This window comes from Pseudomonas sp. BJa3 (assembly GCF_026343815.1).
In the GTDB taxonomy this organism is placed as follows: Bacteria; Pseudomonadota; Gammaproteobacteria; order Pseudomonadales; family Pseudomonadaceae; genus Aquipseudomonas; species Aquipseudomonas soli.
This window is the reverse complement of sequence record NZ_JAOXMC010000365.1, coordinates 1-254: the sequence shown is the minus strand read 5'-3', so window position 1 is coordinate 254 and position 254 is coordinate 1. Positions and strand designations below refer to the sequence as shown.

The 254-nt window shown below is 71.7% G+C and carries 1 protein-coding gene; it reads right to left on the bottom strand.

What is annotated here, in order from left to right; genetic code table 11:
• Positions 1–70: 70 nt before the first annotated feature.
• Positions 71–254 (bottom strand): hypothetical protein (locus OH705_RS28045; RefSeq protein ID WP_267303543.1); only part of this gene is annotated, 184 nt, incomplete at its 5' end.

Here is a 254-nt window from a genome sequence, read left to right as displayed (position 1 = left end):
GCGGTGTGGCAGCGACTGAAGCCGGCGGCCGGCCACGTCTGAGGCCGCGAAACGCCGGAACCCCTGCCGCTCAGGCGCGCATGCCCAGGGCGTGCTCGATCGCTCCGAACAGCGACTGGATCTGCACAGGCTTCGTCACCACCGCCGCGCAATCATGGGCATCGGCCTGCATGCCGGGCTCACGTAGGCGGATCACCGGGCCGTCGAAGCCGGCCTCCTGCAGCACGGCCAGCACGTCCGCGGCGGACAGCAGC